The 24,050-nt window shown below is 51.1% G+C and carries 23 protein-coding genes and 2 pseudogenes; 10 read left to right on the top strand and 15 right to left on the bottom strand.

Annotation, left to right across the window (positions count from 1 at the left end; all coding sequences use genetic code 11):
• Positions 1 to 517 precede the first annotated feature (517 nt).
• The 7 genes from H7R58_RS18600 to H7R58_RS18570 form a co-directional block, all read right to left on the bottom strand.
• Positions 518 to 901, bottom strand: coding sequence for a TA system toxin CbtA family protein (locus H7R58_RS18600; protein WP_182934472.1), 384 nt, complete (start codon positions 899 to 901; stop codon positions 518 to 520).
• A 35-nt stretch (positions 902 to 936) separates the two neighbouring features.
• On the bottom strand, positions 937 to 1,275 hold the full coding sequence (locus tag H7R58_RS18595; protein WP_182934471.1) for a type IV toxin-antitoxin system YeeU family antitoxin: 339 nt from the start codon (positions 1,273 to 1,275) through the stop codon (positions 937 to 939).
• A 15-nt stretch (positions 1,276 to 1,290) separates the two neighbouring features.
• Positions 1,291 to 1,512 (bottom strand): DUF987 family protein, encoded by a 222-nt coding sequence (locus tag H7R58_RS18590; protein WP_182934470.1) that lies wholly within the window; start codon positions 1,510 to 1,512, stop codon positions 1,291 to 1,293.
• Positions 1,509 to 2,009, bottom strand: coding sequence for a RadC family protein (radC, locus tag H7R58_RS18585; protein WP_197975677.1), 501 nt, complete (start codon positions 2,007 to 2,009; stop codon positions 1,509 to 1,511). Before radC ends, H7R58_RS18590 begins: the two co-directional genes overlap by 4 nt.
• Before the next feature lie 30 nt (positions 2,010 to 2,039).
• A complete protein-coding gene (locus tag H7R58_RS18580) occupies positions 2,040 to 2,858 on the bottom strand; it encodes a DUF932 domain-containing protein (protein ID WP_182934469.1) in 819 nt (272 codons plus the stop codon).
• Between the two features lie 100 nt (positions 2,859 to 2,958).
• Positions 2,959 to 3,636, bottom strand: a complete 678-nt coding sequence (locus H7R58_RS18575; RefSeq protein WP_182934468.1) for a hypothetical protein — start codon at positions 3,634 to 3,636, stop codon at positions 2,959 to 2,961.
• 287 nt (positions 3,637 to 3,923) lie between these two features.
• Positions 3,924 to 4,817: a GTPase family protein gene (locus tag H7R58_RS18570; protein WP_182934467.1), complete on the bottom strand. Its 894-nt coding sequence runs from the start codon at positions 4,815 to 4,817 to the stop codon at positions 3,924 to 3,926.
• Positions 4,818 to 5,032: 215 nt separating this feature from the next.
• On the opposite strand from H7R58_RS18570, the gene H7R58_RS18565 reads away from it, so the two are divergent.
• Positions 5,033 to 5,730, top strand: a protein-coding gene (locus tag H7R58_RS18565) for an IS1 family transposase (protein WP_225321516.1) whose coding sequence is annotated in 2 segments (ribosomal slippage) — positions 5,033 to 5,282 and positions 5,282 to 5,730 — 699 coding nt in all. Because the reading frame shifts where the segments join, the coding sequence is not laid out codon by codon here.
• Between the two features lie 101 nt (positions 5,731 to 5,831).
• The gene (gene tsr / locus H7R58_RS18560; RefSeq protein WP_182934466.1) at positions 5,832 to 7,499 is read left to right on the top strand and encodes a methyl-accepting chemotaxis protein; all 1,668 of its coding nucleotides are present in this window, start codon (positions 5,832 to 5,834) and stop codon (positions 7,497 to 7,499) included.
• Between the two features lie 27 nt (positions 7,500 to 7,526).
• Here the strand turns inward: tsr and H7R58_RS18555 are convergent.
• Positions 7,527 to 7,880: pseudogene (locus H7R58_RS18555) on the bottom strand (GNAT family N-acetyltransferase); the annotation flags it as partial.
• A 59-nt stretch (positions 7,881 to 7,939) separates the two neighbouring features.
• Here H7R58_RS18555 and H7R58_RS18550 point away from each other — a divergent pair.
• From H7R58_RS18550 to H7R58_RS18540, 3 genes are all read left to right on the top strand, one after another.
• Positions 7,940 to 8,637, top strand: a protein-coding gene (locus H7R58_RS18550) for an IS1 family transposase (RefSeq protein ID WP_225321516.1) whose coding sequence is annotated in 2 segments (ribosomal slippage) — positions 7,940 to 8,189 and positions 8,189 to 8,637 — 699 coding nt in all. Because the reading frame shifts where the segments join, the coding sequence is not laid out codon by codon here.
• Positions 8,638 to 8,926: 289 nt separating this feature from the next.
• The gene (locus tag H7R58_RS18545) at positions 8,927 to 10,057 is read left to right on the top strand and encodes a DNA cytosine methyltransferase (protein ID WP_182934464.1); all 1,131 of its coding nucleotides are present in this window, start codon (positions 8,927 to 8,929) and stop codon (positions 10,055 to 10,057) included.
• Positions 10,014 to 10,988, top strand: coding sequence for an HNH endonuclease (locus H7R58_RS18540; protein ID WP_182934463.1), 975 nt, complete (start codon positions 10,014 to 10,016; stop codon positions 10,986 to 10,988). The genes H7R58_RS18545 and H7R58_RS18540 overlap by 44 nt, the downstream gene beginning before the upstream one ends.
• Positions 10,989 to 11,041: 53 nt before the next feature.
• Here H7R58_RS18540 and H7R58_RS18535 read toward each other — a convergent pair whose 3' ends face one another.
• The 4 genes from H7R58_RS18535 to H7R58_RS18520 form a co-directional block, all read right to left on the bottom strand.
• Entirely contained in the window at positions 11,042 to 11,659 is a 618-nt protein-coding gene (locus H7R58_RS18535) for an inovirus Gp2 family protein (RefSeq protein WP_182934462.1), read from the bottom strand.
• 192 nt (positions 11,660 to 11,851) lie between these two features.
• Entirely contained in the window at positions 11,852 to 13,243 is a 1,392-nt protein-coding gene (locus H7R58_RS18530; RefSeq protein WP_182934461.1) for a YfjI family protein, read from the bottom strand.
• 8 nt (positions 13,244 to 13,251) lie between these two features.
• Positions 13,252 to 13,491 carry a helix-turn-helix transcriptional regulator gene (locus H7R58_RS18525; RefSeq protein WP_071989512.1) on the bottom strand — a complete coding sequence of 80 codons (240 nt, stop codon included), beginning with the start codon at positions 13,489 to 13,491 and terminating at the stop codon, positions 13,252 to 13,254.
• 575 nt (positions 13,492 to 14,066) lie between these two features.
• Positions 14,067 to 15,440 carry a tyrosine-type recombinase/integrase gene (locus H7R58_RS18520; protein WP_182934460.1) on the bottom strand — a complete coding sequence of 458 codons (1,374 nt, stop codon included), beginning with the start codon at positions 15,438 to 15,440 and terminating at the stop codon, positions 14,067 to 14,069.
• Between the two features lie 112 nt (positions 15,441 to 15,552).
• Here H7R58_RS18520 and H7R58_RS18515 point away from each other — a divergent pair.
• From H7R58_RS18515 to H7R58_RS18505, 3 genes and pseudogenes are all read left to right on the top strand, one after another.
• A pseudogene (locus H7R58_RS18515) lies at positions 15,553 to 16,308 on the top strand (glycoside hydrolase family 1 protein); the annotation flags it as partial.
• A gap of 47 nt (positions 16,309 to 16,355) precedes the next feature.
• Positions 16,356 to 17,129: a GntR family transcriptional regulator gene (locus H7R58_RS18510; protein ID WP_106925902.1), complete on the top strand. Its 774-nt coding sequence runs from the start codon at positions 16,356 to 16,358 to the stop codon at positions 17,127 to 17,129.
• Positions 17,126 to 17,605 carry a GNAT family N-acetyltransferase gene (locus tag H7R58_RS18505; RefSeq protein ID WP_182930084.1) on the top strand — a complete coding sequence of 160 codons (480 nt, stop codon included), beginning with the start codon at positions 17,126 to 17,128 and terminating at the stop codon, positions 17,603 to 17,605. Before H7R58_RS18510 ends, H7R58_RS18505 begins: the two co-directional genes overlap by 4 nt.
• On the opposite strand, the gene galR is transcribed toward H7R58_RS18505, so the two are convergent.
• The gene (galR, locus tag H7R58_RS18500) at positions 17,566 to 18,582 is read right to left on the bottom strand and encodes an HTH-type transcriptional regulator GalR (protein WP_106925906.1); all 1,017 of its coding nucleotides are present in this window, start codon (positions 18,580 to 18,582) and stop codon (positions 17,566 to 17,568) included. The two genes, H7R58_RS18505 and galR, sit on opposite strands and share 40 nt — an antisense overlap.
• A gap of 413 nt (positions 18,583 to 18,995) precedes the next feature.
• Between galR and aas the strand changes: the two genes are divergently transcribed.
• Both aas and lplT read left to right on the top strand, forming a co-directional pair.
• Positions 18,996 to 21,155 carry a bifunctional acyl-ACP--phospholipid O-acyltransferase/long-chain-fatty-acid--ACP ligase gene (gene aas, locus H7R58_RS18495; RefSeq protein ID WP_106925910.1) on the top strand — a complete coding sequence of 720 codons (2,160 nt, stop codon included), beginning with the start codon at positions 18,996 to 18,998 and terminating at the stop codon, positions 21,153 to 21,155.
• On the top strand, positions 21,148 to 22,341 hold the full coding sequence (lplT, locus tag H7R58_RS18490; RefSeq protein ID WP_182934459.1) for a lysophospholipid transporter LplT: 1,194 nt from the start codon (positions 21,148 to 21,150) through the stop codon (positions 22,339 to 22,341). The genes aas and lplT overlap by 8 nt, the downstream gene beginning before the upstream one ends.
• Before the next feature lie 233 nt (positions 22,342 to 22,574).
• Here lplT and H7R58_RS18485 read toward each other — a convergent pair whose 3' ends face one another.
• Together H7R58_RS18485 and H7R58_RS18480 are read right to left on the bottom strand one after the other, a co-directional pair.
• Positions 22,575 to 23,615, bottom strand: a complete 1,041-nt coding sequence (locus H7R58_RS18485) for an NADP(H)-dependent aldo-keto reductase (RefSeq protein WP_106925914.1) — start codon at positions 23,613 to 23,615, stop codon at positions 22,575 to 22,577.
• A gap of 126 nt (positions 23,616 to 23,741) precedes the next feature.
• Entirely contained in the window at positions 23,742 to 23,960 is a 219-nt protein-coding gene (locus tag H7R58_RS18480) for a YgdI/YgdR family lipoprotein (RefSeq protein WP_035893968.1), read from the bottom strand.
• Positions 23,961 to 24,050 lie beyond the last annotated feature (90 nt).

The following is a 24,050-nucleotide window of genomic DNA, read 5'->3' as shown; positions in this document are numbered from 1 at the left end:
ATTTTTGTGTCACACGCCGTAAAACGTCATTCCCTTTCTTGCCTCATGTGCCATCGAGTTGTGCAATGTGAATGCGGAGATGTACATATAAAACAGTTAGTTAAATGTGATTCTACTAATTCGTAATGCGAAGGTCGTAGGTTCGACTCCTATTATCGGCACCAGTTAAATCAAGTAGTTAGATAAATATCCTCCTTCTTCGCACAAGCCAGCTTTAATCAATGTAACGGCGGGTGTAAGTGAATTTAATCTACGTTAATCAACGCAAAATTCTTCTCAGCGATCTAGTTTTCCTCAGGTAGCTAGCCAAACGCTGGGCTACTTTCTCCCTGATTTTTACGAATACAATCCATGCTATAGCTATTCCCGCTACTAATAGCGGGAATAGCTATAGCTGTGTTTATGTGCAAACAAAAAAACGCCAGCGTTAGAAAGGCTGGCGTGGATGGTGGGATTAGGAGAATGAAGTGTTATGCATCGGCTACAGAGGCATATTTCTCGGGTGGTGCTGGGATCATCATCGTAAATGTCGCTCTTGGAGAAGGTGACCTGTAGTGATATTGCTGATGGATTTATAACCCTGACGTTTCATCAATCCAGTGGCCCGGCGGGCACGAAGAATGTCGATACTGCTGATGAAGGGAGACTGCTCCATAATCGTAAATCCACTACGGTCAGTACGTACCAGCTCATATTTTTCGACGATAAAATTCACTGCGTTGCTGAGTGAAATACCAGCATTAATATGTTCACGGATAATGCTTTCATCGCTGAACGGAGTGTCATTAAGGGTCAGACCATAGTGTTGTGCCAGAAGATGTTTGAGTAGTATCTGCCAGACCTCGATAGGCGACAGGCGTGACGAAACAGGCACCGTGGTCGGTGCAGTTGAAATTTGCATGCGTTAAGTCCTGATAAATGAGTATTGAGGAAGTTCTAGCTGGTTTCTGATTGAGGATAAATTACGATGTAAACGTAACCGCAACTCCCCAACGTATCTGACTCGCAGGCGAAACCGTTGAGGATATAGATGTATTGTTTAGCCTCACGTGGGTCGAGTTTGCCGCTAAGCAGAGCGGTTTCCATATCCCGGATTAATGCTGGGAAGATCGCATCCAGCGCTGCGGATTGTTCCGGGCTGAATGTGCCGAGAAGCGTGGCACGGTCGGCCAGAAAATGCAGCCGTCGACCTTCCTGAACTAACCGGGCGCTGAATGATGGAACGGTTTGACTGTGTAAGCCCCAAACGTGCTCCTGAACAGGTTCTTTAGTCATCGTAATATTCCAGAGTTATGGTAGTGTCACGCTACGCAGGATGGCATACGGGCCGTCGCGGCCCTGACGACGTTCAGCAAAAACGGCTAGTACGCCGCTGATCTCTTGGACGTGACGACCGGTGTAATGGCAGACGCTACCAGTCCAGCGGTAACGACCTTTACAGTACGTCGCCAGACGTGAACCGGGAGTTTGGCTGTAAAGCGTCATCGCCTGGCGCTTGCTGATGATTTTCATAGCCAGCCCCGCTCGGCAAACGAGACGATCTCCCGGTGGCCGATGATGAGATGGTCGAGAACCCGTACATCAACCAGTAACAGCGTGTTTTGCAGGTTGCTGGTAATCAAGCGGTCTGCCCTGCTGGGCTCTGCCATGCCGGAGGGATGGTTATGCGCGAGGATCACCGCTGCGGCGTTATGCCGTAGAGCTGCCTTTACGATTTCGCGGGGATGGACCTCAGTATGGTTGATGGTGCCGGTGAACAGAGTTTCGCAGGCCAACAACTGGTGCTGGTTATCCAGAAACAGAGCGATAAACTCTTCCCGCTCCAGCACTGCCATTTTTAACCGCAACCAGTCCCGGGTTTCGGTTGTAGATTGGAATGACACGCCGGGCTGTCGCAGGTGTTTATCCAGTAGGTTCAAGGCCCTTTGAATTGTTCGCTGTGCATATGGCGTTAAGGCTTGTGGTACGGCGGGAGCGGATGCGGGTATCAGTGATATTACAGTGCTCATTTATCCTCCTTTTTTCAGTCCGCAGTCTCATCAGCCCAGCGCCTGTTGCATTTGCTCAGCCATCACCCACAAAGCGCGGTTAAGCTTCAGATCGCCATCGATCCCTTTCACTGCGCGTGTATGGCTACGCTTGCCTTGGGCAGTACGAGCGCTCAAACCACCTTTTATCAGGTTTTCCTGTAGCCGATTGAACACGGACCACAGATCGCTGGATTCGTCCTGCCAGCGACGTGGCGCAAGGATTTGTTCTTCAGTTACTGGCTGATACTCCTCTCCAAAACGATATGTCAACGCCGCTTTAGCAAACGCTTGTTGAGCCGGAGGGGGAAGCAAGAGGCTTTGCATTGAGTCACGTTTTTCTTCAATTCGGTCAAAAACCCCAAGCACTTCATAAGCTCCTTCAATCACTTTCTCTACCACGTTTCCTTTATGCGGTACTCGTACCTCGCCAAAACTCTCACCGCATATCAGCCCGTTCTGGCAAACCGCACGAAATAATCCCGGTAGCATCTGGTATGAACTTGAACCATCGTGGCTGTTTAGCAGAATGATCTCAGGCACCTGCTTACCTGTGATTTGGCCTTCGCGACGCAGACGAAGCATGTGTTTAGTGTGCTCACGTTTACCAGGATCGCGAACGCGGGCCTGACAGGCAAAGAACGGCTGAAAACCTTCCCGTTGCAGGCTTTCAAGTAGAGTAATAGTTGGAATACAGGTATATCGTTCACTACGGGATTCATGCTTTTCAGCGCTGAATACGCTGGGAACGTGGTACATCATTTCATCGTGCGTTAATGGTCGGTCGCGACGGATAAGATTGACCCTGCCAAAGCGGGAAGCTAAGCGCATAGATAACTCCTTTTCTGAATTCATCGGGATAAAAAGAAAAAGGCCATGCTCTCGAAAGAACATGGCCTCTGATACTGTGAACTGTGTTATTCGAAATCTCTTAACGACCCATATATTCCACTTTTGCACCTGTGGCCTTGCCATCATTGCCAACAGTGACCACTACCTTGTCGTATGTGCGGTATCCAGCATTGTAGACTTCAAAGACCACGGTATTTCCCTTCACTTCATAGCTGCCAAAATCTGCGGCCTCAGCGGTTTCGCTGTCATACTCTTTTGTATATGCCTGTTTGGCTGCTTTCATTACTGAACCTTTATTTATCTCTGGTGAACTGCTCCCTGCGCTGGTGGGAAGAGCAGAGACGTATTTCGGGCAGACGCTCATCATGTCGCCACGAGTGAAAGTCATTTGTCCGCCAAAAACTTGCAGGGTTGAAACCTCCTGGCTGGCAATGGAAACAATTGCCTTTTTAGCTGCCGTAGTAGCCTGGCCCCCTTCGACTTCAACTGCTTTAAATCCTGTTTGCTGGTTGCACATCTGGGAAGTGGGAACCATATTGCCGTTGACACTAATGCGGCTCCCCATTAATTCCTGCGGACCATTAGGGCAACCCTGAAGCTGTCCGAATATGCCAATAGTGTCATTTTTCAGCATCACCAGTGCCTGACCATTTTCAGTCATAGTCTGACACCAGCCGTTTTTCACAGCCCAATTACCAGCCTGAGCCGATACCGAAGCGGCAGATAACACAATTGCAATGGCTGTCTGAATTTTCATATATCACCTTGTAGATTGATCAGGAGTAGCCACGAGGGGATAACAAGCGGATAAAACGCTGATGTGTGATTAATGTTCATGTCGTTATTCCTGTCTCCCTACCTGCCAGACTCCTGAAGACTTCTGTGAGTAAAATGCCCTTGTTTTTGATAGGTAAAAGCGATCAATAGAGGGATAATTTATCGATTTTTTAATAGATAAAAACGATCGATATTTAATTATTGATCGTTTTTATAGATCAATGAACTAATTTTTAACAGTTGATTTTTGGCCCAGAATAACCGCATTCAGCCGAAGAGTTTGTCCCAGAAGCTGGTTGCTAACTGCACCAATTTTTCACGTAACCGGCATAGCAAAACCCGCAATCCGGAAGGCAGAGAGTTTGAATCAATGACTGAATCAAATGCGCTGCCAGCTATTTCACCAAATTGCAGCCGCACAGCGGAGTCGCTTTCAGCGTTTTTATGTTCAGACTTCAGTTGTCGATAGACTGTACTACTGGCTTGTGGAGGCAAAGCATGCACTATCAGCTCTACCAAGGCTGACAGGTTGTAGCTAGTGTGCGCAGACACCGCCATCACGGGGAAAGAGGATGAAAGCTGTCCGGCAACCATCGAACTAATAACGGCAAGAGAAAGGCATTGCTCTGCATCCGGAAGTGCCTGCCATTCCTCACCATCAGGCACTGGCCGTACCCGGTCCGCCTGGGACAGCACAAACAGAAATCTCGATGGGTCAGCACCGGCGTTCAGCAGAGCCCGATGTGTGGCAATATCTGTTGCCCGTGCACGGTCGTCGGCCCTGAGGATCCAGATAATCAAATCCAGCTCAGCAAGCAGTTGTTGGTACAGTGTGAGATAGGTTTCATCCTTTTCCGGAGTCTCTCCCACCCCCGGCAAATCAACCAGCGTCATGCTACGTTCACCTACGGTCAGCACCAGTCGTTGCGGCTCGCGGGTGCAGGCCATTAGATCACTGGTCAGACATACCGGTTGCTGGAACAGCGCATTGCAGAGAGAAGATTTACCGGCACCGGTTTTACCCATGATGCCGATTACGGGTTCATAATGAATGGCGTGCTGAAGTCTGGAAAGAATTCGGTCGCAAGCGTGTTGGGGTAAGAATGAAAGTTGTGAGCGTAAAGCCTCAGTACTAGCTAGTGTATCGGGGGCATCGGACATGGTTACTCCTGTGAAATGATAGGGACGGAATGAAGAATTCCGATTGTTCACAGGGGTAATGAAGGCGTGAGATTTTCTGGAATCTTTTAATAAAGCAACGAGTGTTTAGATTATGGACTGACCAATATAGTGCTTGTTCATACTCCTCCTCATGGGTGGCGGTAATGCTGCCAACTTACTGATTTAGTGTATGATGGTGATTTTAAGGTGCTTGCGTGGCTTCCATTTCCATCAGATGTCCTTCCTGCTCCGCTACTGAAGGCGTGGTGCGTAACGGCAAAAGCACTGCCGGACATCAGCGCTATCTCTGCTCTCATTGCCGTAAAACATGGCAACTACAGTTCACTTACACCGCCTCTCAGCCCGGTACGCACCAGAAAATCATTGATATGGCCATGAATGGCGTCGGATGTCGCGCCAGTGCACGCATTATGGGCATTGGCCTCAACACGGTTTTACGTCACTTAAAAAACTCAGGCCGCAGTCGGTAACCTCGCGCATACAACCGGGCAGTGATGTGATTGTCTGCGCTGAAATGGACGAACAGTGGGGCTACGTCGGTGCTAAATCACGTCAGCGCTGGCTGTTTTACGCGTATGACAGGATACGGAGGACGGTTGTGGCGCACGTCTTCGGTGAACGCACTCTGGCCACACTGGAGCGTCTTCTGAGCCTGCTGTCGGCCTTTGAGGTCGTGGTATGGATGACGGATGGCTGGCCGCTGTACGAATCACGCCTGAAGGGAAAGCTGCACGTTATCAGCAAGCGTTACACTCAGCGCATTGAGCGACATAACCTGAATCTGAGACAACATCTGGCAAGGCTGGGACGGAAGTCACTGTCGTTCTCAAAATCGGTGGAGCTGCATGACAAGGTCATCGGGCATTATCTGAACATAAAACACTATCAGTAAGTTGGAGTCATTACCCGCTACCCGTATTAATAGTCACAATTTCTATAAAGTTTTGTCTTTTCCCGCCGAAAACTCGTTATTCGTCCGGAGGAAAGAGAAACATGTTAAAACGTATAAAGATCGTCACCAGCCTCGTGCTGGTTTTGGTGTTGTTTGGCCTGTTACAGCTGGCGTCAGGGGGACTGTTCTTTAACTCTTTGAAGCATGACAAAGAGGACTTCACCATTCTGCAAACTGTGCGTCAGCAGCAGTCCTGGCTGAACGGGAGCTGGGTTGCTCTGCTGCAAACCCACAATACCCTGAACCGTGCCGGGATCCGTTACATGATGGATCAGAACAATATCGGCAGCGGCGCTACCGTTGCCGAGTTGATGCAGATTGCCACCAAATCACTGTCTGATGCGGAAAAACGCTGGACCGAGTACGAAGCGATGCCGCGTGACCCGCGTCAGAGCGAAGCGGCGGCGCTGGAAATCAAACGTAACTACGACATCTACCACGGCGCGCTGTCCGAGCTTATCCAACTGCTGGGTGCAGGCAAAATCAACGACTTCTTCGACCAACCGACTCAGGGTTATCAGGACGGCTTTGAGAAGGCGTACGTCAACTATCTGCAACAGAACGACAGCCTGTACGACCTGGCGGTCAACGACAGCAATGCCACCTACACGCAGGCCATGTGGATCCTGTTTAGCATGATGATCGCCGTACTGGCCGTGAGCATCTCCGTCTGGCTGGGCGTGCGCAAGACGCTTATCGAACCACTGAATCGTTTAATCGACAGCATTCGCCACATTGCGGGCGGTGACCTGGTCAAACGCATCGACGTGGAAAGCGACAACGAAATGGGCGAGCTGGCACACTCTCTGCGCCATATGCAGGGTGAACTGGCGCGCACCGTGGGCGAAGTTCGTCAGGGGGCTCACGCGATTTACAGCGGCGCGAGTGAAATTGCGATGGGTAACAACGATCTCTCTTCACGTACCGAGCAGCAGGCGGCTTCTCTGGAAGAGACGGCGGCGAGTATGGAAGAGCTGACGGTGACCGTGAAGCAGAACGCCGAAAACGCCCGTCAGGCGAGCCATCTGGCGCTGAGCGCATCGGAAACCGCGCAGAAGGGCGGTAAAGTCGTGGATAACGTGGTGCAGACCATGCGTGATATCACCGCCAGTTCGCAGAAAATTGCCGACATTATCAGCGTGATTGACGGTATTGCCTTCCAGACCAACATTCTGGCGCTGAACGCCGCGGTGGAAGCCGCACGTGCCGGTGAACAGGGGCGTGGTTTTGCGGTGGTCGCCGGTGAAGTTCGTAACCTGGCGCAGCGCAGCGCCCAGGCGGCACGGGAAATTAAGAGCCTGATTGAAGACTCGGTAAACCGCGTTGACCTCGGTTCCACGCTGGTAGAAAGCGCGGGCGAAACCATGGATGAAATCGTGAATGCGGTGACCCGCGTAACCGATATCATGGGCGAAATTGCTTCCGCATCTGACGAGCAGAGCCGGGGTATCGACCAGGTTGGCCTGGCGGTATCGGAGATGGACCGTGTCACCCAACAGAACGCCTCGCTGGTGGAAGAGTCCGCGGCAGCCGCCGCGGCGCTGGAAGAGCAGGCTAGCCGACTGACGCAGGCGGTGGCCGTGTTCCGCATCCAGCAGGGCCAGGCAAGTACCGCGCGCGAACCGGTCAGCGTGGCCGCTGCGCCAGCGCCGGATACGCTGCGTAAAGCGGCGGCAACCGACACCGGGGAAAACTGGGAAACCTTCTGATATGACATGCGCCCCTGTCAGGGCGCATTAGCTCAGCATCAGGCGCATGGCGCAGCGTGATTCATACGCCATGCCGTGCGCCACTTCTTGTGCCAGCTTTTGCCGTAGCGCAGCGTTCAATGACGTTTCCGGTAGCATTTCGAATCCCATTCGGGCATACCACGGCGCGTTCCAGGGTACATCCCGAAAGGTGGTGAGCGTGAGCGACGTGAAGCTCCTTGCTTTGGCCTCTACCGCGACATCGCTAAGAAGGCGTCGACCTAACCCTATTCCCTGACTCGCCTGATGCACGGAGAGCTCGACAATAAACAGCGTCGAATCCTGTGCTTCTGCTAACAGAAAACCACGCGGTTGACCGCTGTGTTCTACCACCCAACTCATTTCCGGTAATGCTGCCAACTTACTGATTTAGTGTATGATGGTGATTTTAAGGTGCTTGCGTGGCTTCCATTTCCATCAGATGTCCTTCCTGCTCCGCTACTGAAGGCGTGGTGCGTAACGGCAAAAGCACTGCCGGACATCAGCGCTATCTCTGCTCTCATTGCCGTAAAACATGGCAACTACAGTTCACTTACACCGCCTCTCAGCCCGGTACGCACCAGAAAATCATTGATATGGCCATGAATGGCGTCGGATGTCGCGCCAGTGCACGCATTATGGGCATTGGCCTCAACACGGTTTTACGTCACTTAAAAAACTCAGGCCGCAGTCGGTAACCTCGCGCATACAACCGGGCAGTGATGTGATTGTCTGCGCTGAAATGGACGAACAGTGGGGCTACGTCGGTGCTAAATCACGTCAGCGCTGGCTGTTTTACGCGTATGACAGGATACGGAGGACGGTTGTGGCGCACGTCTTCGGTGAACGCACTCTGGCCACACTGGAGCGTCTTCTGAGCCTGCTGTCGGCCTTTGAGGTCGTGGTATGGATGACGGATGGCTGGCCGCTGTACGAATCACGCCTGAAGGGAAAGCTGCACGTTATCAGCAAGCGTTACACTCAGCGCATTGAGCGACATAACCTGAATCTGAGACAACATCTGGCAAGGCTGGGACGGAAGTCACTGTCGTTCTCAAAATCGGTGGAGCTGCATGACAAGGTCATCGGGCATTATCTGAACATAAAACACTATCAGTAAGTTGGAGTCATTACCCGAATTTGAGGTTTTAACCTTTAGGAATTTTAATCCTAAACAGACGAATTAAAGTTAGGAAGCTAGCTTACTTTTGTCCCTAAACGAGATGGCTCGGCAGTCCGCTTTGAGCGAGAAGCGAACTGCTTTCCATCGATATTAAGGGATATCAGATTAGTTATATGCTTCCAAGCATTTTTTACAACGTATCGCTTTGTTACTGTAAATACATACAGCTTCACTTTATGATACACTTATCAGCTACGAATCACGCAGGAACTGGGATTTTATTTTAATGAGTAAAATCAACAAATTAAAGGTCATTGATCTGTTTTGTGGCGCTGGCGGTTTATCCTGCGGCTTCATGAAGGGGGAAAATGGCGCTCATTTTGAAAGTGTCCTGGCTCTGGACAATGATAAGGCGGCTATCAGAACATACAATGCCAACTTTGGCGAGCATGGCATTGTAGCGAATATCGAAGAATGGATTGCTGAAAACAGCATTCCTGAGGCTGATATCGTCATCGGCGGACCGCCATGCCAGGGATTCAGCCTGCTCAACAAGAATCGAGAAGGGGACCATCGACGGGCGCTCTGGGAGCCGTATATGGATATCATTGAGAGGTCTTCTGCTTCTGTATTTGTGATGGAAAATGTTCCAGGCCTCTTATCCAGTGATGAGTTTCAGGACATCTGTACTCGTGCTGAAAACATGGGTTTTCTGCTTCTGAATCCCTCTGTCCTTAACACTGCCGACTACGGGGCTCCGCAGACACGCAAGCGTGCTATCGCAATTGGAATTAAAAAAGAACGATTCCTGCTGAATAGCATCCCAACGTTCCCGCCTGTGCAGTCGCACCAGAATCCTGATAAGGGGACGGATCTACCAGCCTGGCTGACAGTCAGAGATTTTATAGGTGATTTGCCTGAACCGGTTGGGACTGAGGTGCGTGATCTTCCACCCCCATTAGATCTCCACTTTGGTCGAAATCCAACTGCGCTTTCGCAGGAACGCTACCGAGCTGTCCCGGTAGGGGGAAACCGGTTTGATTTGCAAAAGAATAGACCTGACATTACCCCTGCCTGCTGGATTAAAAAAACCTCAGGTGGAACGGATTTGTTTGGCCGTTTGTGGTGGGAGAGGCCTTCTGTCACGATCCGCACGGAGTTCTTTAAGCCTGAGAAGGGGCGTTATCTACATCCAGAGCAACATCGTCCAATTACGCATCGTGAAGCCGCGCGCCTGATGAGTTTCCCGGATGAATTTGTTTTTGTGGGTTCAAAAACCGAAATCGCAAGGCAAATTGGCAATGCTGTACCGCCGGTTTTTGCGCAGAAAATTGCGACCTACGTTCTCAATTTAATGGAATACCTAATTCAAAATGGCGAGAAGATCGAAGAAGAACGTACCGGAAACGCTGCGTAAACAGCTTTTGGAGTTGATTACCGACTTTGAGTTTAAGCTCAAGGACGACTCCCTACGGGAACAGGTTTTGGCACTAATCCCCGCCAATCATTTGTTGCGGGATTTAGGCAGTTCTTTGATGAATGATGAGAATTGCAATTCAGCCCGTGATCGCATTCTGGCTTATTTACTCAAATACCCCGGCGTCATCATCCATGGTGACGAACTGATGGTTGTTGCGGGCATCAGTGAATATGCAAGAAGGATCAGAGAGCTGCGTGTGCAGTTTGGCTGGTCCGTATTAAGCGGCACTACGTTGAAGGAAATGATCGAACAAGGAGAGGTTACACTGGAAGAGCTCCATGCCAGTGCGATTAACGTTCTTAAAACCGACGTTTATGCACTGATGGCAGCAGAACAGGACAGGGAAGCAGCCCTGCGTTGGAATGAAGCGAATGTTCTCAGACGAAGCAAAATATCCACGAAAGATAAAATTCTGTCTTATCTGCGTAAGAACGTTGGCCGTCCCGTGACTGGCGAAGAGTTACGATACCTTGCAAACGATAGCAAGGAATGGGCGCGACGAACACGTGAGCTACGTACAGAAGATGGATGGCCAATCGCCACTAAGAATTCAGGAAGACCTGAGCTGGAGGTGGGGGCATATTTACTTGAGGAAGATCGGCAGGCTGAGGTACATGATCGAAAAATCCCCGATCCTGTCCGTGTCGCTGTGCTTGAACGTGATCATCATGCATGCAGGCGCTGCCACTGGTCACATGCTCGTAAAACCGCTAATGACCCTAGAACCTTCCTCGAGTTACATCACATCGAACATCATGCTGATGGCGGAGAAAATACACTGGATAACTTAATTACTCTCTGTAATGTTTGCCATGATGAGGTACATCGTCGCAGGATTTTGCGGGAAGAGTTAATTCGTCTTCTATAGGTTAGTTTAGTTTTAGGCCTTGTTAAAGTGTATAACAAGGCCTGGTTAAATAATTAAATCCGACTACATCCAAAATTCCGTTCACCTTCCCCAAAAATTTTCGAGTCAACCTTGGTAAGATATTCGAGTCGCTTTAGTAATTCATGGTAATCAAAAATAAAACCTGGTTTATTTTTGTCTAGAATATATTTCCCGTTTTCAGGAAAATGAACCAGCCCAGGACAATCCTCAGGCTGTAACCCTAATGCGCTGTACCAGGCGTTTATAATCATTCCCCTCAGGCAATCATCATCATAGCTACCAAGATGGTAATATGCATCTTTATTAAATACAAGACAGGCATGATAATGGCATTTTCCTGATTGAGAGTACTCCTTAGCCCACATATCGCGTAAAGTGTTTGGGTAGATTCGGGTTCCATTCTGTGCTCGTCGATATTCATGAGCAGCAAGCATCGCTTTTAGGGAGTTGATAAACCTCGATATTTCACCTGGCTTGAGATTAGGGAAGCAGCAAACAGTGTCTCCGTTATCCAATATCCTTGGATGGTGAAGGTCAACTCGCACAGCCATAATGCGACTAAATTCATTTGAAGCATTGTCAAGAACATCAATTATGCTATCACGCCAGGCTGCCACATGAAGACCATGTGATCCTTGATATTGTTTCATAGTATATACCCATCTATCTATAAGGATTAATTCAGTTGATGTTGTATAATGTATATATAACAAGATGAATAGATATAAATGATAAGGTCAGGTGTAATAATACCTATCCAACTTGATTTTGTGTCATTTATTTCACTGAGAGTTTGTTTTTTACGTAAAAATAACTCTGCAATTAGATTCATTCTATTTAATTTATAACTGCCATGATCCTAAGTTTACTGGGATTAAGTAAATGGTTCTTCCCCTCGTTTCAAAAAGAATTTTCCGAGTATACGCAAGGTTATTCAGCAATGGTTCTATAGTCTTTTTACTCCTGAGTCGAACTGGTCCATATTGAAGAATGATGTTTTTCTTCAAACGTGCCAGACCATGGTAACGGCAATAATGTATAATCCAGTCGAATAGTTCATTTTCGTCGTTGCTATTATTGCTACTTGAAAAAAAATGTTGATACTCTTCGAGATACCATGTACTGATTTTTTCGGCCGCATCCATAGCTATGAGGGTTATATCGCCCTCATCACCTCTGAAGAAGTGCATTAATGCTGCGATTCTTGCTGTGTTCTCGGCAATTTTTGATGCACAATCTCTGATATTAAATAGTTCTCCTGTTGAGGCCATTTGAGTTTCAATGAAATTATACCAGTCGATCCATGCGCTGGCTGCGGCTGGTGAAAATTGCAACAGCACTCTGTCATTATGTAAACCAGATAAAATGAGTTCCTTAATGCGTCCGTTAAAAATTGGCATATGTTCCCTAGATATTACTGGATTATATATCTGCCGATACCCTTGAGTTGATACAGGATGGCTGAATAGGCATCTGGCATTAAATCCTGAATCCTTTGCAATTTTATTATTGCTTCTTTGAAATGTATTCAATAAATTTTGCTGAACCATAATTGATAATGTGAGTCTTGCATCAGATATAGTCACTGGTGCCCTGTTTTTCCTGTCAATATGTACATCCCCGCCACTCCATATTGTATTGATGAGCGATGGATTATTCAGTACCGAACCACCAAACACCACACCACCTTCATCTGAGAGAATGCCGACCGATCGACCTTCCCCAGATAAATGATCTTTTAATGCCGCTGGAGTGGTGTCACTCATGATTAATTTGCGTGAACGGGGAAGGACAGGCTTTTTTGAATTTAATTCATCGATATCATCTTTGGTTTGAGAGGTATCAAGACCTTTTTTTATCTGCATTTTTAATTTAGAAAATAGAGCTTTCTTTTCTGCTTCATAGATCTCAACGGCACCGGAATACCAATTCATTTCTTCGGCGTGTTGCTTTTCGAACATTTTTTCGCATTCATGTATCGCAGAAAATACATTTTTGTCAATTGCACTTTTTCGTTCGCCTGATTCTGCGATTGTAACAAAAAAAAGAGATGTTGGACCTTTAAGTCCTCCAGGCCTTTCTACATCAACTTTGCTTTGGCAAGCCAAGGATACTGCGCTCAACATTGCAGACCCTATCATTGCCATGGGAGCTTTAGTGATATTATGCTCTTCATAGGCAGCATTTCTCATGATTATTGGAAAGGCATCAATTGGGTAAGGAAGTTTTTCCATCTTTCGCCTCAGAATTTACTGTTATTTGAAAACTTTGTTGCAATAAAGGATTCAATATCGGTTCTTAGCCAGCAGTTTTTTCTGTTTAGCTTTTTTGGTGTTGGTAGCCCTTCAGGCAATGAATCATGGCAAATCCACTTCCTGATCGTCTGAGGCTGTAGTCCGAGAAGGCTGGCGACTTCCTTTACGTAAATCAGGGAAGATGCAGGAATATCTTTAGGTAACTGAGATAATAGGATGCCGCTCATTTGATCACCTCGTCGATAGAGGTATGAGCCATGCTAAAAAGTGAAAAAAGCGAAGAGAGATTTAAATGAAGACTTAGAGATAGGTTATGAAGAGGTAAGGGGTCCGAGGGGGAACTGTCACTATCACTAGATTTGGCTGAGCGGCCGCTGCTCCGTGAAGAGCTATGGCTACGGCGAGATCTTGAAGCACGGTTTTTGGATTGAAGACGTGGGGATGAGAAGCATTGCAAAACTGTACGGCTAATACTTCTCATGTGCTGCGAGAATCTTACCTTAGCACGAGCAATGAAGCATTTAGTTTCACTATAGGCATTTTTAAACAGAGCGTTAACCTGTGCCTCGCATTCGGCCCAATTAACTTCTGGACATGTTGATTCAGCATTTGAATCTATGATGATAAGCATCTCCCGCTCTGGTATGTCAAAAGCTGGATTATTCATTCAATGTATCCTCTTTGAGTTAATGTATTAAAGTGGAAGAATTGTCACCATAAAGCTTAGTGATGTCAACTAAGCAATTTGTTTATAACTTATTGATTTATAATGAAATCAACACTAATCAACATCGATTTATTTTCAAATATCAGCCTGTTCTAAGATCCATGTCTCAATTTTCTCATGCCATTTTCTCAGCAGATCCAGTGGACGGCGGCGATAGTGTTTCTCAGCAAGAGCACTAGGTTTATGGCCCATAATCTGCGCAACAATACCGGTTGGCACTTCAACCCACTCGGCAAGCGTACCAAAACTACGGCGTAGCCCATGTACACTAATGTGCGGTAATTCAGCCTGCGCTAAAGCCCGATTGTGTGCTGAACGAGGTTCAATAATTTTGCCGCTTTTGCTATGACTTCTGAAAACCCAATTCTCCTTACTTACCTCAGAATTTGGGGCTGCGGACAGCGCGTTTAATAGGCTAGAAACATAAGGCGTGAGAGGGATGATGCGTTCTCCTTCGATTTTGTCTTTAATTCGCATGCTTGCCCATTTGAAATCGACGTCTGACCAGCGAAGTGACGCAATTTCTTCACGCCGCGCACCGGTAAGTAAAAGCACCTGAAGATACGCTGACGCAACAGGGCTACTAAGGCCACGCACGGATCTAAACCAGCTTTTGAGTTGTTCTTTTTGCAAGCAATCATCGGCTTTGCTCGCAGACACTGGCACCATTTTTTTTACGTTGTAATCTTGTGCAAGATCGCCAGAAATAATTCCCTGATATTTTTTCTGATAATTACTCCATTTGATGAAAGCACGCAGCAGGCGATAAGCATGGGCAGTGACAGTCGGTCTATTTTGTCTTTCTGTACTCAGCCATGCAGCAATATAGTCCGGTGTTAGATCTGATAGCGGTAGGTCGAGCAAACAAGCTAATGGTCCAGCTGAGGTTGGGCCCTGACCTCTTTTTTTACTTTCCCCTCCACGGCTGGACAAGTTGATGTGATCTGCAATGTATCGAGTAGAATATGGACGCTTGGTTTTTGCACTGATACCGGTTCGCAATTCCTGAAGATAGTCTTCCCAGGCGACGGAGAAAGTCACTTTTGTTTTACGTGATTCTGCCTTCTGAGATGCTGCTTCTGCGATTTTTACAGCCTTAGCAATTCGCGGATCTATCCCGGTATCGATCAACGTTTGTAACCGTCTTGCCTCGCTCCTTGCTTCATCAATCCTCCAGTCATTAATGTTGCCAATGGTCATGCGAAGGGTTTTTCCCGCATAAACGCTTTGGAATACGAAGGCTTTTGCTCCGCTAGTTGCTCGGCATGCCAGAGTTGTAACATCCGCATCCCAAAGGAAGGTTTGTTTTTTTCCTTCCGGTAAAGTAAATCTGCGAAGTCTTTCGAAGGTGAGTTTTTGTCTTGAAAGCGCCATAGTCTGGTTCCAGTTGAGGATTTCTGTCTCACAGTAATGTAACTTCTGGTGTAAGTAAATTGCGGGAATAAACATCAACACCTGTCAATTTCAATCAATAGGTGATTTATGGTAATGGTATGTTTTATAATGATAAAAATGAGGTTTCGAGTGGCTATTCAAACAGTTGAAAGTATATTAACGTCGCATTCTTAATCCGGAGGTCACCTATCCACGCTCCAGCGCGGCCCACGATAGGCGTGCGGCCGAGGTGTACGACCTGTTCTACAATCGGGTGTTTCTCGATCCGCTGGTGCACGGCGTTTACCCGGTAGAGCTGTTCGCGCTGTTGGAAAAACACGGCGTAAACTGGGATTACAGTGTCGAAGAGCTGGCGATGATCCGTGACAATACCGTTGATGAGCTGGGCATTAACCTCTATTACCCGCATCGGGTCAAAGCCCCATCTCGCGCCTGGCATCCCGATACGCCGTTCCATCCGGCCTGGTATTACGAGCCATTCGACCTGCCGGGCAGAAAGATGAACCCCTCGCGCGGCTGGGAAATTTATCCGCAGATTGTTTATGACATGGCGATGCGCATCAAAAACGACTATCGCAATATTCCGTGGTTTGTCGCTGAAAGCGGCATGGGCGTGGAAAATGAGGCTCAGTTCCGTAACGCCGACGGCGTGATTGCCGACGATTACCGGATCCGGTTTATTCGCGATCATCTATGGCAAACGCTGCGCGCGCGTGAAGACGGCGCCAACTGCCACGGCTATATGCTGTGGGCGTTCACCGACAACGTTTCGCCAATGAACGCCTTTAAGAATCGCTACGGCCTGATTGAAATCGATCTTGACGCCGACCGCGCGCGGCGGCCAAAAGCCTCGGCCAGTTGGTTTCGTCAACTGCGCGATAGCCGCGTGTTAACGATGGATATCGATGATGAATGGCGTTAATTTTTGCTAAGATAGCGCCGGTGTTGGCATAACGTACAGGTGATATTGTGGAGAAGGCTACCGTGCCGCCGGAAAAGAAACCCTACCAGGAGATTGGCGACGATTTGCGTGCGCAGATTATGCAGGGCCGCTATGCCGTTGGCTCGCGCCTGCCGCCTGAACGCAATATTGCCGAAACCTACGGCGTCAGCCGCACCATTGTGCGCGAGGCGCTGCTGATGCTGGAATTACAGGGGACGGTGGATATTCGCCAGGGCTCCGGCGTGTACGTGATGCGCATTCCGCACGAAGATGACGGTGAGGAAGAGCAGATGCTGAGTAGCGATGTGGGGCCGTTTGAGATCCTCCAGGCGCGCCAGCTGCTGGAAAGCAATATTGCCGCCTTTGCCGCAAAAATGGCGACCCGCGCAGATATCGACAACCTCAAGCAGATAATTGAACAAGAACAGCGGGCGATTGCGCTAAACGACACCAGCCAGGATAACAGTCGACTGTTTCACCTGGTGCTAGCCGGTGCGACGCAAAACCAGATGCTGCTGGCGACCATTGAGCGGGTATGGCTGCAAATGGACAGCAGCCCGCTATGGCAGCAGTTTAACGCGCACATTGCCAGCCGTACCTATCGCTTGAAGTGGCTGGGCGATCGGCAAACGATTCTGGCCGCGCTGCGCCGCCGCGATGTGATGGGGGCGTGGCAGGCGATGTGGCAGCATCTTGAGAACGTCAAAAATAGCCTGATGGAGCTGTCTGACGAGGACGCGCCGGACTTTGACGGTTATCTGTTTGAATCAGTGCCTATTTTTCAGGGAAAACTGATGTGACGATTTTACCGCTTTACGCCAGGCCGCAGTATGCCGAAGCGGTGACCGACTGGCTGTGGCAGGCTTTCGGTGGCGACGGCCTGCCGCGCGCGTTTTTTGCCAGCATCGTCGAGCATAGCCAGCGGCCGAATGCGCTGCCGCTCACGTTCATTGCCGTCGAAGACGATCGGCTTATCGGTACCGTGGTGCTATGGCGCTGCGATCTCATTAGTCGTCAGGATCTGTGGCCGTGGATGGCGGCGCTGTACGTTGCGCCAGAAGCGCGCGGGCGCGGCCTGGCCGGGCAGTTGCAACAGCACGTCATCGACTATGCCGCGCAGCAGGGATTTGACGAGCTGTATCTCTATTCCGCCTGCCGGGATTTTTACGAACGTTTTGGCTGGCAGTATATCGGCGATGGCCTGGATTACCCGGACACCGCCGTGCATCTCTATCGTTACGCTTTAAGCTCTTCCGGTGGCGCAATCACCGAGTGACGGCGCACCAGCGTCGGGCTGAACAGATGGGTAATATCCGGCAGCGGTTTCTTCTCTGCCAGCGCCAGCGCCAGCTCGGCGGCCTGGGTCGCCATGGTGACGATGGGATAACGGATGGTTGTCAGCCGCGGGCGCACGTAGCGAGACACCAGCACGTCATCGAAACCAATCAGCGAAATCGCCTGCGGCACCTCGATGCCGTTATCGTTTAGTACGCCCATCGCGCCTGCGGCCATGGAGTCGTTATAGCAGGCCACGGCGGTGAACTGCTTACCGCGACCCAGCAGCTCGGTCATCGCCTGCTCGCCGCCGCTTTCGTCCGGCTCGGCGAAGGTCACCAGCCGGTCGTTGCACGGCAGACCGTGTTCTTTCAGCGCATCGTAATAACCCTGCAGGCGGTCTTCCGCATCGGAAATGGCGTGGTTGGAACAGATATAGCCAATTCGCGTATGGCCCTGCTGAATGAGGTGGCGGGTGGCCAGCCATGCGCCGTAGCGGTCGTCCAGCGCTACGCAGCGCTTTTCAAAACCGGGCAGAATGCGGTTGATCAGCACCATGCCGGGAATCTGTTTCATGAGTTCCGCCAGTTCAGCATCGGGGATCAGCTTCGCGTGCACCACTAGCGCAGCGCAGCGGTGGCGAATCAGCTGCTCAATGGCCTGGCGTTCTTTCATTTCATTGTGGTAGCCGTTACCAATCAGCAGGAAATTACCGGTGTGATAGGCAACCTGTTCCACGGCTTTCACCATGGCGCCAAAGAACGGATCGGAGACGTCGCCGACGACCAGGCCGACGGTCTCCGTCGACTGCTGCGCCAGCGCGCGCGCGTTGGCGTTCGGGTGATAGTTGAGCGTCTCCATGGCGGATTGAACGGCCTGACGCGAGGCATCGCTGGCTTTAGGGGAGTTGTTGATGACGCGGGACACGGTGGCGACAGAGACGCCTGCCATCCGGGCCACATCTTTAATTGTCGCCATAATATGCCTTAAAGAAGATTCGGTGGGTAAACGCTTACACCCTATCAGTTTTACGGAAATCCCGGTGTGATTCAAGGCTGAGTCTGTGGTGGATTGCACAATAATAAGGGCCAGATTGCGTTTTGTGGAAGAGTTACACCGGCTTTGTGCAAGCAAACAGGAACTTTCAAACGTTTGCTTACACTTTGCGAGACGCTGTTGCGAATGTCCGCTGGAGAACGCATTACGGGAATTGCTAATCTGATTATCCCAGAGGTATTGATAGGTGAAGTCGCCCACAAGGTTGACCGCTTAATTACACCAACCTGCGCAGATGCGCAGGTTTTTTTTTGCCTCTACCCGCCAGTCTGCTGCTTTTCCCCGGTTTTCTCGTGTACCCTTGCAAAGACAAAACTACGGCAAAAGGAGTTGGTATGCTTCTCTGTTTCTTCCGACAGCTTTTCAAGGTGTTATTCAGGGTACGGATGACCGGTAACACCGAGGCGCTCAGCCAGCCAAAGGTGCTGATTACGCCTAACCACGTTTCGTTTATCGACGGCATTCTGCTGGCGCTGTTTCTCCCCGTTCGCCCGGTTTTCGCCGTCTACACCTCTATTTCGCAAAAATGGTTCATGCGTTGGCTGACGCCGATCATCGATTTTGTCCCGCTGGACCCGACAAAACCGATGTCTATCAAACATCTGGTCAGGCTGATTGAACAGGGCCGTCCGGTGGTGATTTTCCCGGAGGGGCGCATTTCGGTGTCGGGATCGTTGATGAAAATTTACGATGGCGCAGCCTTTGTGGCGGCAAAATCAGGGGCGACGATTATCCCGGTGCGCATTGAAGGGGCCGAGCTGAGCTACTTCAGCCGCCTGAAAGGGCTGGTTAAGCGCCGGATGTTCCCGCGCATTCAGCTGCACCTGCTGCCACCGACTACCTTGCCGATGCCTGAGGCGCCGCGCGCGCGTGACCGCCGCCGCATTGCTGGCGAAATGCTGCATCAGATCATGATGGAAGCTCGAATGGCGGTGCGACCGCGCGAAACGTTGTATGAATCGCTGTTGAGCGCAATCTACCGCTTTGGTGAGAAAAAGCACTGCGTTGAAGACATTAACTTCCAGCCCGATAGCTACCGCAAATTGCTCACCAAAACGCTGTTTGTGGCACGTATTCTCGAAAAATACAGCCAGAAGGGTGAAAAGATCGGTCTGATGCTGCCCAATGCCGGTATCAGCGCCGCGGTGATTTTCGGCGCCATCGCGCGGGGTCGCATTCCGGCGATGATGAACTACACCGCGGGCGTCAAAGGGCTGTCCAGCGCCATTACCGCGGCGCAAATCGGCACTATTTTCACTTCGCGTACGTTCCTCGATAAAGGCAAGCTCTGGCATCTCACCGAGCAGCTCACCCAGGTGCGCTGGGTATTTCTGGAAGATTTAAAAGGCGACGTCACCACCGCCGACAAGCTGTGGATCTTCTCGCGCGTGCTGATGCCGCATCTGGCGCAGGTGCCGCAAAAGCCGGAAGACCCGGCAATGGTGCTCTTTACCTCAGGCTCGGAAGGTCACCCTAAAGGCGTGGTGCACAGCCACAAAAGCATTCTGGCTAACGTCGAGCAAATTAAAACCATCGCCGACTTTACCGCCAACGACCGCTTTATGTCGGCGCTGCCGCTGTTTCACTCGTTCGGCCTGACGGTGGGTCTGTTTACGCCGCTGCTGACCGGCGCGGAAGTGTTCCTTTACCCGAGCCCGCTGCACTACCGTATGGTGCCGGAGCTGGTATACGACCGTAACTGCACCGTGCTGTTCGGCACCTCGACGTTTTTAGGTCACTATGCGCGCTTCGCCAACCCGTACGATTTCTATCGTCTACGCTATGTCGTAGCCGGGGCGGAAAAGCTTCAGCAAAGCACCAAAGATTTATGGCAGGACAAATTCGGCCTGCGCATTCTTGAAGGCTACGGCGTAACCGAGTGCGCGCCGGTGGTGTCGATCAACGTGCCGATGGCGGCGAAGCCGGGTACGGTAGGGCGAATTCTGCCGGGGATGGACGCTCGTCTGCTGGCCGTTCCGGGCATTGAGCAGGGCGGTCGTCTGCAGGTGAAAGGGCCGAACGTGATGTGCGGCTATCTGCGTGTAGAAAATCCGGGCGTACTGGAAGCGCCAACGGCAGAAAATCAGCATGGTGAGCGGGAAACCGGCTGGTATGACACCGGCGATATTGTTGCTTTCGACGCCCAGGGCTACGTACAGATTCAGGGGCGTGCCAAACGCTTCGCCAAAATTGCGGGCGAAATGGTGTCGCTGGAAACGGTCGAACTGATGGCGCTGGCCGTGTCGCCCGATAAGATGCACGCGACCGCGGTGAAAACCGACGCCAGCAAAGGCGAGGCGCTGGTGCTGTTTACCACCGATAATGAACTGACCCGTGACGGTCTCTTACAGTACGCGCGGGCTCACGGCGTGCCGGAGCTGGCGGTCCCTCGCGACATTCGCTGGCTGAAACAGCTGCCGCTGCTGGGCAGCGGTAAACCGGATTTCGTCACCCTTAAAAGCATGGTTGCAGAAACGGAACAGCCGCATGAGTGAGTCAGTACACACTAACACCTCAATCTGGTCAAAAGGCATGATGGCGGTCATTGCCGCCCAGTTCCTTTCGGCCTTTGGCGACAACGCGCTGCTGTTTGCCACGCTGGCACTCATGAAACAGCAGTACTATCCGGACTGGAGCCAGCCGGTGCTGCAGATGGTGTTTGTGGGCGCTTACATTCTCTTCGCACCGTTTGTCGGCCAGGTGGCGGACAGCTACGGTAAAGGCCGGGTGATGATGTTCGCCAACGGTCTGAAACTGGCGGGCGCGGCAATGATTTGCATCGGGTTTAATCCATTTATTGGCTATACGCTGGTGGGCATCGGTGCGGCGGCTTACTCGCCTGCCAAGTACGGCATTCTGGGCGAAATGACCACCGGCGATAAGCTGGTGAAAGCCAACGGTCTAATGGAAGCATCCACCATCGCGGCTATTCTTATCGGCTCCGTGGCGGGCGGCGTGGTGGCCGACTGGAGCGTGGTCGGGGCGCTGGCGCTGTGCGCGATGGTTTACGGCGGAGCGGTGGTGGCGAATATCTTTATCCCGAAGCTGCCGGCGGCGCGCCCGGGCCAGTCCTGGCGTTTTCGTTCGATGACCGCCAGCTTTTTCAACGCTTGTCGCGTTCTGTGGCATAACGGCGAAACGCGTTTCTCGCTGCTCGGTACCAGCATGTTCTGGGGCGCGGGTGTGACGCTGCGTTTTCTGCTGGTGCTGTGGGTGCCGGTGGCGCTAGGCGTGACCGATAACGCGACGCCAACCTATCTTAACGCCATGGTGGCAGTGGGTATCGTGGTGGGCGCGGCGGCAGCGGCGAAGCTGGTGACGCTGGAAACGGTGGCTCGTTGCTTGCCTGCCGGGGTGTTGATTGGCGTCGTGGTGGCGATTTTCGCTCTTCAGCATGCCATTCTACCCGCTTACGTGTTGCTGTTTATCATCGGTATCTGCGGCGGCTTCTTTATCGTGCCATTGAATGCGCTGTTGCAGGATCGCGGTAAACATACCGTGGGCTCAGGCAACGCCATTGCGGTACAGAACCTCGGTGAAAACAGCGCGATGCTGATTATGCTGGGGCTTTACTCGCTGGCGGTGGCGGTCGACGTGCCGGTTGTCGGCGTGGGCGTGGGCTTTGGCGTGCTGTTTGCGCTGGCGATTATCGCGCTGTGGCTGTGGGGTAAGCACCGTTGACAGAGCGGCAAGCGCAGCGCTCAAATTGCCGGATGGCGGCGTGACCGCCTTATCCGGCCTACACCCGTTCTGTAGGCCTGATAAGCGCAGCGCCATCAGGCATCCTGGCCGGATGTCGACGAGCCGTACAATCGCGTCGCGCACGGCCCTGTAGGCCTGATAAGCGTAACGCCATCAGGCATCCCGGCACACATTGCCGGATAGCGGCGTAACCGACTTATCCGGCCGATAAATTACGGTGCAGGGTAGGTATAAACCTGATGCACCGCCTCAATCTCCGCGAGCACTTCTTCACTCAATTCCAGATGTAAGCTCTCAACGTTGGTTTTCAACTGTTCCATCGTGGTTGCGCCGAGCAGCGTGCTGGCGACAAACGGCTGACGACGAACAAATGCCAGCGCCATCTGCGCCGGGTCGAGGCCGTGACGTTTGGCGATATCCACGTAGGCGGCTACCGCTTTTTGCGTTTGCTCGCCGCTGTAGCGGGTAAAGCGGCTAAACAGCGTGTTGCGCGCGCCGGCCGGTTTTGCGCCGTTCAGATACTTACCGGTGAGGGTGCCGAATGCCAGGCAGGAATAGGCCAGCAGCTCTACGCCTTCAAACTGGCTCACTTCTGCGAGCGCCACTTCATAGCTGCGGTTAACCAGACTGTACGGGTTCTGGATGGTGACAATGCGCGGCAGATCGTGTTTATCCGCCAGATGCAGATAGCGCATCACGCCAAACGCGGTTTCGTTAGAGACGCCGATATAGCGAATTTTACCGGCCCGCTGATATTCGGTGAGCGCTTCCAGCGTTTCCAATAGCGTGACCACCGGTGCGGAATCAGCCCAGGTATAGCCGAGCTTGCCAAAGCAGTTGGTGGGGCGCTGCGGCCAGTGTACCTGGTACAAATCAAGATAGTCGGTTTGCAGGCGCGTCAGGCTATTATGCAGCGCATCGCGAATGTTCTTGCGGTCCAGCGCCTGATTCGGGCGAATGCCGCTGTCGTTATTGCGCGACGGGCCGCTGACCTTAGAGGCGATAACCAGCTTTTCACGGTTGCCGTGCTTCGCCAGCCAGTTGCCGACGTAGGTCTCGGTCAGGCCCTGAGTCTCCGGCCGCGGCGGTACGGGGTACATTTCGGCGACATCGATCAGATTAATGCCCTGGCTGACGGCATAATCGAGCTGTGCATGGGCGTCGGCTTCGCTGTTCTGTTCACCAAACGTCATTGTGCCAAGCCCAAGGGTGCTTATCTCAAGCGAGCTGTGGGGGATACGGTGGTACTGCATAAGCCGGCTTCCTTTTATCAACAACGTCGGGAAAGAGTCCCGACAAAGGAATATAAAAATGGCAGAGGGGAAGAAAAAGGGAAAGCAGAAAATGAAAAAAGGCCAGCAGGCGGCTGACCTTCGTCGTTATCGTTTAATGATTTGCGATACGTCATCGCGGTTGATCTGCATCTTATTGCCCTGCTGATCCTCATAGCTGATAAGCCCGGTGTCGTCGTCGACTTCCGGTTTACCGTCGGTCAGGATCATCCGGCCATCTTTCGTCGCCATGACGTAATCGCTGCTACAGCCGGAAACAGCAAACGCTAAACCTACTGCGGAAATCAAAACTGCCCATTTTGTCATCGTTTTCCCCTTCATCGCCGCACTCTTAACAGTCTAGTAATAACCGACCTTAGGGTTAGCATAAAGCAGGAAAATCTTAAAAAAATCAGA

It is taken from the genome of Klebsiella sp. WP4-W18-ESBL-05 (genome assembly GCF_014169075.1).
GTDB lineage: Bacteria > Pseudomonadota > Gammaproteobacteria > Enterobacterales > Enterobacteriaceae > Kluyvera > Kluyvera ascorbata_B.
Note: the sequence above shows the minus strand (reverse complement) of the source record. Positions and strands in the feature narration are given on the sequence as shown.

Coding starts and splice junctions, on each gene's coding strand:
- H7R58_RS18600 (WP_182934472.1), bottom strand. CDS start 901: ATGCAAATTTCAACTGCACCGACCACGGTGCCTGTTTCGTCACGCCTG.
- H7R58_RS18595 (WP_182934471.1), bottom strand. CDS start 1,275: ATGACTAAAGAACCTGTTCAGGAGCACGTTTGGGGCTTACACAGTCAA.
- H7R58_RS18590 (WP_182934470.1), bottom strand. CDS start 1,512: ATGAAAATCATCAGCAAGCGCCAGGCGATGACGCTTTACAGCCAAACT.
- radC (WP_197975677.1), bottom strand. CDS start 2,009: ATGAGCACTGTAATATCACTGATACCCGCATCCGCTCCCGCCGTACCA.
- H7R58_RS18580 (WP_182934469.1), bottom strand. CDS start 2,858: ATGCGCTTAGCTTCCCGCTTTGGCAGGGTCAATCTTATCCGTCGCGAC.
- H7R58_RS18575 (WP_182934468.1), bottom strand. CDS start 3,636: ATGAAAATTCAGACAGCCATTGCAATTGTGTTATCTGCCGCTTCGGTA.
- H7R58_RS18570 (WP_182934467.1), bottom strand. CDS start 4,817: ATGTCCGATGCCCCCGATACACTAGCTAGTACTGAGGCTTTACGCTCA.
- tsr (WP_182934466.1), top strand. CDS start 5,832: ATGTTAAAACGTATAAAGATCGTCACCAGCCTCGTGCTGGTTTTGGTG.
- H7R58_RS18545 (WP_182934464.1), top strand. CDS start 8,927: ATGAGTAAAATCAACAAATTAAAGGTCATTGATCTGTTTTGTGGCGCT.
- H7R58_RS18540 (WP_182934463.1), top strand. CDS start 10,014: ATGGCGAGAAGATCGAAGAAGAACGTACCGGAAACGCTGCGTAAACAG.
- H7R58_RS18535 (WP_182934462.1), bottom strand. CDS start 11,659: ATGAAACAATATCAAGGATCACATGGTCTTCATGTGGCAGCCTGGCGT.
- H7R58_RS18530 (WP_182934461.1), bottom strand. CDS start 13,243: ATGGAAAAACTTCCTTACCCAATTGATGCCTTTCCAATAATCATGAGA.
- H7R58_RS18525 (WP_071989512.1), bottom strand. CDS start 13,491: ATGAGCGGCATCCTATTATCTCAGTTACCTAAAGATATTCCTGCATCT.
- H7R58_RS18520 (WP_182934460.1), bottom strand. CDS start 15,440: ATGTTTATTCCCGCAATTTACTTACACCAGAAGTTACATTACTGTGAG.
- galR (WP_106925906.1), bottom strand. CDS start 18,582: ATGGCGACAATTAAAGATGTGGCCCGGATGGCAGGCGTCTCTGTCGCC.
- aas (WP_106925910.1), top strand. CDS start 18,996: ATGCTTCTCTGTTTCTTCCGACAGCTTTTCAAGGTGTTATTCAGGGTA.
- lplT (WP_182934459.1), top strand. CDS start 21,148: ATGAGTGAGTCAGTACACACTAACACCTCAATCTGGTCAAAAGGCATG.
- H7R58_RS18485 (WP_106925914.1), bottom strand. CDS start 23,615: ATGCAGTACCACCGTATCCCCCACAGCTCGCTTGAGATAAGCACCCTT.
- H7R58_RS18480 (WP_035893968.1), bottom strand. CDS start 23,960: ATGACAAAATGGGCAGTTTTGATTTCCGCAGTAGGTTTAGCGTTTGCT.